Annotated in this window: 6 protein-coding genes; 2 read left to right on the top strand and 4 right to left on the bottom strand. The window is 64.2% G+C overall.

Features of this window, described 5'->3' with window-relative positions; all coding sequences use genetic code 11:
* On the top strand, positions 1 to 470 hold a 470-nt coding region (locus tag ACPGXI_RS14310), incomplete at its 5' end, for a hypothetical protein (protein WP_526653991.1).
* A 75-nt stretch (positions 471 to 545) separates the two neighbouring features.
* Here ACPGXI_RS14310 and tnpB read toward each other — a convergent pair.
* From tnpB to ACPGXI_RS14295, 3 genes are all read right to left on the bottom strand, one after another.
* The gene (gene tnpB / locus ACPGXI_RS14305; RefSeq protein ID WP_526653989.1) at positions 546 to 1,925 is read right to left on the bottom strand and encodes an IS607 family element RNA-guided endonuclease TnpB; all 1,380 of its coding nucleotides are present in this window, start codon (positions 1,923 to 1,925) and stop codon (positions 546 to 548) included.
* Positions 1,925 to 2,512, bottom strand: a complete 588-nt coding sequence (locus ACPGXI_RS14300) for an IS607 family transposase (RefSeq protein WP_526653987.1) — start codon at positions 2,510 to 2,512, stop codon at positions 1,925 to 1,927. Before ACPGXI_RS14300 ends, tnpB begins: the two co-directional genes overlap by 1 nt.
* A 139-nt stretch (positions 2,513 to 2,651) precedes the next feature.
* On the bottom strand, positions 2,652 to 3,299 hold the full coding sequence (locus tag ACPGXI_RS14295; protein ID WP_526653985.1) for a TMEM175 family protein: 648 nt from the start codon (positions 3,297 to 3,299) through the stop codon (positions 2,652 to 2,654).
* Between the two features lie 338 nt (positions 3,300 to 3,637).
* On the opposite strand from ACPGXI_RS14295, the gene ACPGXI_RS14290 reads away from it, so the two are divergent.
* Entirely contained in the window at positions 3,638 to 5,314 is a 1,677-nt protein-coding gene (locus ACPGXI_RS14290; RefSeq protein WP_526653983.1) for an alpha-keto acid decarboxylase family protein, read from the top strand.
* A gap of 19 nt (positions 5,315 to 5,333) precedes the next feature.
* Here ACPGXI_RS14290 and lipL read toward each other — a convergent pair whose 3' ends face one another.
* On the bottom strand, positions 5,334 to 6,623 hold the full coding sequence (gene lipL / locus ACPGXI_RS14285; RefSeq protein WP_526653981.1) for an esterase/beta-lactamase LipL: 1,290 nt from the start codon (positions 6,621 to 6,623) through the stop codon (positions 5,334 to 5,336).
* Positions 6,624 to 6,662 lie beyond the last annotated feature (39 nt).

The raw sequence follows: 6,662 nt of genomic DNA, 5'->3' as shown, positions 1-6,662 counted from the left end.
TGGCGGCGGTGACGAGCTACCCGGGCACCGTCTACTTCGAGGGCACCAATATCTCGGAGGGAAGGGGCACCGATCGGCCGTTCGAGCAAGTCGGTGCGCCATGGCTCGATGCGCCGCGCGTGGCCGAGACCATGAACGCCATGCAGCTCCCGGGCATTGGCTTCCAGGCCATCACCATGTCGGTTGCCGACAGCGCCCTCAAGTTTCCTGGACAGACGATCCCGGCCATCGGGCTGGTGGTCACCGATCGGCAGACCTACCGGCCGGTCCGCACGGCACTGCTCCTCATCGACTCGATTCGCAAGCAGCATCCGGACGACTTTGCCTGGGGTCCCTCGATCGATCTGCTGACCGGATCGGACAAGGTGCGCCTCGCGATCGGTGCCGGTCAACTCGCGCCGCTCCTCGAGGAATGGGACCGCGAAGCAGCCGCTTTCCGCGAGAGCCGAGCGGCGTACCTGTTGTATTAGGGGGTCAACCGTGACGGTTCGCCACCAATCTGCGTGACCCCGACCGTGCCGTTGCGAGTGAGTGATCTTTAGTGGTCACGCGACTCGCACCCCATCTCGGGGTTGTTCCCCGGCCGGGTGGCCGGTTCCCTTCCGCGCTTCACAGCCACCAGCCCGGCCAGGCCGGGTCTTACGGTCGGCTCCACGCTTAACGGCGGCCCCAACTGGGCCGACGGCGGTGGCGGGTTCCTCCCACCGCGCGAGGTTGATAGATGCGTTGTCGTCGCGTTGATGCGACACCGAACATGACTCGCATTGCCAATGTTCGGCCCATCCGATGTCCTGCACGTGCTCGCAGGCATGGCAGGTTTTCGACGACGGGAACCAGCGGTCGGCAACGACCAGTTGCGACCCGTACCAGCCTGTCTTATAGGACAGGTGGCGGCGCGGTGTTCCCAGGGACGCGTCCGACAGTCCACGTCGGCGAACGCGGGCACCAGACAAGCCCTTTTGCCGCAACATCCCCGCAGCGTCCAACCCTTCAACAACGATCCGGCCGTGGGTTTTAGCCAACCGTGTTGTCAGGACGTGCAGGTGATGGGTGCGGACATCGTTGACCCGGCGGTGCAGCCGGGAAATCTGAATGGTGCGCTCACGATAGCGCCGCGAGCCTTTCGTGCAACGCGACCGTGCCCGGCATAACTGCCGCAGCTCACGCAACGCAGCCTCTAGCGGTCGCGGGTTCTCGACTTGTTCGATCACGACACCGTCAGCGGTGGCCACTGTCGCCAAACGCCGCACCCCGACATCGACACCAACCCGCGAACCAGCTAACGCGACGCTGGGCTGTTGGGGGCGTTGGACAAGCACCCGCACACTCGCATCTAAACGGGCGCCGTTGCGGCGCACAGAGATCGCCAACACACGCCCCCGATCCGCACCGATGAGGCGCTCGATACGGCGGGTGTTCTCGTGCGTGCGGACCGTGCCGATCACCGGCATCGTGAGATGGCGGCGGTCAGGCTCGACCCGCATCGCACCGGTGGTGAAACACACCCGATCGGCGTCGCGGCCCTTCTTCTTGAACCTCGGAAACCCGACTCGTTTCCCAGCACGCTTGCCAGCACGGCTCTGCTGCCAATTCCAGTAGGCATCCACCGCACCCGCGATCCCGTCGGCGTAAGCCTCTTTCGAGCACTCCTGCCACCACACATGCCCGGTCTCGGCGTTGACGCACACGTTGTCTTTGATGCTGTTCCAGCGCTTCCGCATCACCTGCAGGGACGGTTTCTCGGTCTGGGCGCCAATCTCACGCCATGCCTGGATGTCAGCTGTCAGGGCCGCGACGGTCCAATTGAATGCTTTGCGCCGCGCACCGAAATGCCGCGCCAGCGCACAGGCTTGCTCCTCGGCCGGATCCAGCGTGAACCGGAACGCCTGCACACACCACCCGTCAGACACCTCGAACTTCGCCATCAGGCCGCGCCACGCTCCTCGGTCACTGCTGCAGCTGCCAGTGCACGTTTGGCGCGGTTCGCCGCGGCACGTTTCCCGTACAACCTTGCGCACATCGAGGTCAGGATCTCGGTCACATCCCGCACCAGGTCGTCATCAACCTCCGAGTTATCCACGACCACCAGATCGCGGCCCTGCGCAGCCAGCGCGGCCTGCACATATTCCGAACCGAACCGGCAGAACCGGTCCCGGTGCTCCACCACGATCCGCATCACCGACGGATCCCGCAACAACGCAAGGAACTTCCGGCGGTGCCCGTTCAGCGCGGAACCGACCTCGACCACGACCTTGTCGACCGGGATCTTCTGGGTCGTGGCCCACGCGGTTACCCGCGCCACCTGCCGATCGAGATCTGCCTTCTGATCGGCCGACGACACCCGGGCATACACCGCCGTCCGCGAGCCGGGACCGGCCGCAACAGAAAGACCGTCGACCAGGATCAGCCTGCCTACACGCTGGGCAGGTACCGGCAACAGGCCCGCACGGAACCAGCGGTACGCAGTCACACGCGCAACACCGTTGCGCTCAGCCCACGCCGCCAAATTCATACCCCAGTTACTACAGCACACCACCGACAACTACCGACCACTCAACCCGCAACAGCTGGCAGCCCTACAAGCCTGGTGGGCACTCCAACGCCACCGACTTGCGACTATCGACACGCAAGTTCTCCCGCATGCGACGGCATCAATGCGCGTTTCGCCCCGCCCGCCGGCGTCTCCGGTGCTGAAACAGGCGGATCGGTTCGACCAAGATTAGTGCCGACGCCGAAACCGCAAGATAGAGGAACACGGCGACATTGGGCAGCAATGCGCCGATCAAGGTCGACGCAGCCCAGAATGCCGTCCAGGACCACCGAGCCTTCGTGAGGCTCCTCAAGTCCGATTCAGCCCCCTCCCGGATGAGATCTGGCTCTGTCGTCACATAGGAGCAAAGCACCGCGTTGATCGCAGTCGCCAGAGTCAAGTTCAAGCCGAACAGGAATACCGCTAGACGCTGGCCCGGCCCGTTGAGATGGGTGCCCATCACCGCGGTGGTGAACGGGAGAAAGGTGACAAATAGCAGCAGAAGAAGGTTGAGCCCAACCACGACGTTGTCGGTGACAGCGAGAGACCGAGTCAGTTCGTTGTGCGCAACCCACGAAGCACCGATGAACGCGAAGCTCACGAAATAGGCCAGCAGGGTCGGCCATGCTTCAATCAACTCGTCCACCAGTGGATCCGAGGATTCTGGAACTCTGAATTCGAGGACAAGCAGGGTGATCACGATCGCATACACCCCGTCGGAGAAGGCCTCAAATCGGCCCTTCGGCATTAGCCGCATTTCCCAACTCATTACGTGAGGATCGCACGCCCGCCCCATGGTTGCGGGGCATAAACAGTTTATGGAGCCTGCACCGCGGCGGCAGCGTCAAGAGGCGCCTCCGTCCCCCGGCGCGCGCCCGGCATCCTTGGGTGCTCATCGCGGTCCTTCTTGCGGCGCGAAGACGATCGGCATATCGATGAGCGGTGCTTTGGTATTGAAATCGATAAGGCGCGTGAACCTAGCTGAAAATGGTTGGTGCAGTGGGTAAACGTCTCACGAGCTCCAGGCGCCACACATCCGAATAGTCTGTTCCATGGAGTCCTTTCATGGGCCTAACAAGACCGCGAAAATCGGGTACCGTTCGCGGCATGCGCCAAGCCACGGTTGCCGAATACGTCCTGCAAAGACTGAGCGCCCTCGGCATCGACCGGGTGTTCGGAGTCCCCGGCGACTACGCCTTCTCCATCGATAACGCCGTCGAGAAGGTCGAGGGTCTCGACTGGGTGGGATGCGCCAACGAGCTCAACGCCGCCTACGCAGCCGACGGCTACGCGCGAATCCGCGGAGCGGCGATATTGTCCACCACCTACGGCGTCGGCGAGCTGTCGGCGCTCAACGGAGTGATGGGCGCCAAGGCCCACAGGGTGCCGGTCTTCCACATCGTCGGGATGCCCAGCGAGCGCATTCAGCACCTCCGTCTGATCACCCACCACAACCTCGGAGACACCAGATACGACCGTTTCCAAGACATATCGGCGACAGCCTGCTGTGTGTCGGCGGTGTTGACCCCGGACAACTGCATCGACGAACTTGAGCGCGTGATCCGTGAGGCACTGCGCCAGTCCATGCCGGCTTACATCGTCATCTCGCAAGTCAACGGACTCATGCCGGTGATCGGCACCCCTGTCGAGGGGGCGCCGCTGGATACGATCAAAAGGCAGCGAAGCGACGAGTCCGAGCTGGCCGCGGCCGTCGCCGCAATCACCGCAAAACTAGCCGCCGCAACAAACCCCGTCGCCGTGATCACTACCATGACAAGCCGCTACGGCGTCGCCGGCAAGGCTGCCGCGCTGGTCGGCAAGGCCAACCTGCCCGTCGCGGTCACAGCCAACGACAAAGGCGTGATCGACGAGTCCCTGCCGCAGTACATCGGTCTCTATGCGGCGCAGAACTCGCGCCCGGCCGGGGTCTGCGACATCGTGGAGCAGGCCGACCTGATCCTCGACATCGGCGGTGTCCTACTCACTGAGCTCAACACCGGTTTGTGGGGCGCCGTCCTGGACACCACGCGGGCGATCTGCATCCACGACAACTGGGTCCGTAGCGGCACCGACGTGTACCTCAACGTCGCCATCGAGGACGTGATCGAAGCCCTGACCACCGAGGTCACACCCCGCACGCGGGAACCCGGCCCGACCCCGGAGGCGCTGGAGATGGTCGGCTCCGGTGACGAGCCCACCTCGTCGGCCGGTTTCTACCCGCGATTGCAGCGGCGGCTGCGCACCGGTGACACACTGCTGATCGAGACCGGCACGTGCATGCTCCACCTCAACGGGATGCACCTGCCTGCCGGAGTCGGCGCCGAGGGACAAGGGCTGTGGGGCTCGATCGGCTGGGCGACACCAGCCGCCCTGGGCGTCGCGCTGGCCAAACGCTCAGGTCGCACGTGGCTGGTCACCGGCGACGGATCTCACCAGCTCACCCTCAACGAACTCGCCGTCATGGGTCGCTATGGCGCCGACCCGGTGATCTTCGTGCTCAACAACGGCATCTACGGCATCGAGGACGTCATCAGCGAGCGCGGGCACGCCTACGACGACCTCGCCCCGGTCCAATACCATCTGCTGCCGGCGGCGTTCGGCTGTCAAGGCTGGCTCTCCGCGAAGGTCACCACCATCGCCGAACTGGACGAAATCCTCGACGCCATCGAGTCTCACGACGGTGCGGCCTATATCGAGGTGATGATTCCCGAAGCCGAGAGTCAACCGCTGCCAAGGGAAGTGATCGACCGGGGGTACAAGCTGCAGACCCCGAAACCCACCTGAGGTTCAGCTGGACCACTGTTCACTTGGGTCCCGCTGAGAGGTCGGTTGGTTGATCGTCGGCGCGGTCCTGGAAGGTCGCACCGAAGTTCGGGACCTCGAGTGGACCGTCTCGGCGCGCGGCGGCGATGGCACTGGTCAGCAGCGGCGCCAGCCCGGCGAAGGAGCCCATGTCGAACAACATCAGCGTGAGAAGACGGTTGTGCACGTAGCCGAAGGAGCTGCCGGTCTCGGGATCGGCCCAACCGATCGTGCCGCCCAGACCGATATGGCCGAAGCCCGGCAAGAACCCCGGGATCGGCGAGGATTGGAACCCTCGGTGATACGAAAACGGAATACCGAGGTTCAGGTCCGGCGACAGATCGACCTCCCCAACCAGTCCGTGTGCCATCTCCCGAGACAGCAGTCGGGTTTGGTTCATGACGCCGTCGTTGGCCAGGGCGCCGTACAGCTTGGCCAAGGCGCGCGCGGTTACGACTCCGTTGGCAGCGGGCATCTCGGTATCGAGAAACGGCATATCACCCTGCAATAAGGAGGTGATTCCCGGGAAGTACACCGCGCCCAGCATCCCCGAGAACGACAGCCCGGCAACCTTGGGCGCAACGAAGTCGAAAATCGGTGTAGGAATGGCACTTTGAGGGAACAGCGTCTGCGCGGTCACCGTCGGGGCGCCGACCGGAGGGCGGCCCAGATGCAGACCTTCGGTATCCAGGTTGCGCGCGAGCTCGTCGCGGAACAACTCACGCATCCCGATGCCCGTTACTGCACGAGCCAGCCCGGACAGCAGCCATCCGTAGGTGATCGCGTGATAGGCCGGCGTGCCATACATCGGGTCCAGCGGTGCGGCGGCCAGCCTTTCTTCCATCGCGAGGTGGTCAAGGACGTCGTCCTTGCCCACACCTTTGAGATGTGCCAGCCCGGCTCGATGCCGCAACACGTCGCTGACGGTGATCACGGACTTACCGTTGGCCCCGAACTCGGGCCAGTACTCGGCCACCGGTGCGTCGTAGGCGATCAGACCGCGGTCAGCCAGTCGATGAATTACCGTCGCCGCCAAACCTTTTGTCGCGGAGAACACCATGGCACCGGTATTTGCGGTCCACGGCACCTCACCGCGCCGGTCCGCGCATCCCATCCAGACATCGACGACCGGCCGGCCGTCGATGTACACCGCGAGGGCGCCGCCGCCGAGTTGGCGGGCCGGGTACAGCGCGGCGAACGCACGCATAACCCCGCCGAAATGCGGATCGGCCCCGCCCTGTACGCCCGACGGTAGGCCGTTGTCGGCCGTGAGAACAGAAGACTTCGCCATGGCATCAACGATGCTCCCGGGGCTTGCCCAGTGTGCAGG

Origin of the sequence: Mycobacterium sp., from assembly GCF_049608025.1 — a bacterium.
GTDB lineage: Bacteria > Actinomycetota > Actinomycetes > Mycobacteriales > Mycobacteriaceae > Mycobacterium.
Note: the sequence above shows the minus strand (reverse complement) of the source record. Positions and strands in the feature narration are given on the sequence as shown.

What these genes read in the sequence shown, in the direction of transcription:
- ACPGXI_RS14300 (WP_526653987.1), bottom strand. Translation starts at nt 2,512, where the DNA reads ATGAATTTGGCGGCGTGGGCTGAGCGCAACGGTGTTGCGCGTGTGACT.
- ACPGXI_RS14290 (WP_526653983.1), top strand. Translation starts at nt 3,638, where the DNA reads ATGCGCCAAGCCACGGTTGCCGAATACGTCCTGCAAAGACTGAGCGCC.
- tnpB (WP_526653989.1), bottom strand. Translation starts at nt 1,925, where the DNA reads ATGGCGAAGTTCGAGGTGTCTGACGGGTGGTGTGTGCAGGCGTTCCGG.
- lipL (WP_526653981.1), bottom strand. Translation starts at nt 6,623, where the DNA reads ATGGCGAAGTCTTCTGTTCTCACGGCCGACAACGGCCTACCGTCGGGC.
- ACPGXI_RS14295 (WP_526653985.1), bottom strand. Translation starts at nt 3,299, where the DNA reads ATGAGTTGGGAAATGCGGCTAATGCCGAAGGGCCGATTTGAGGCCTTC.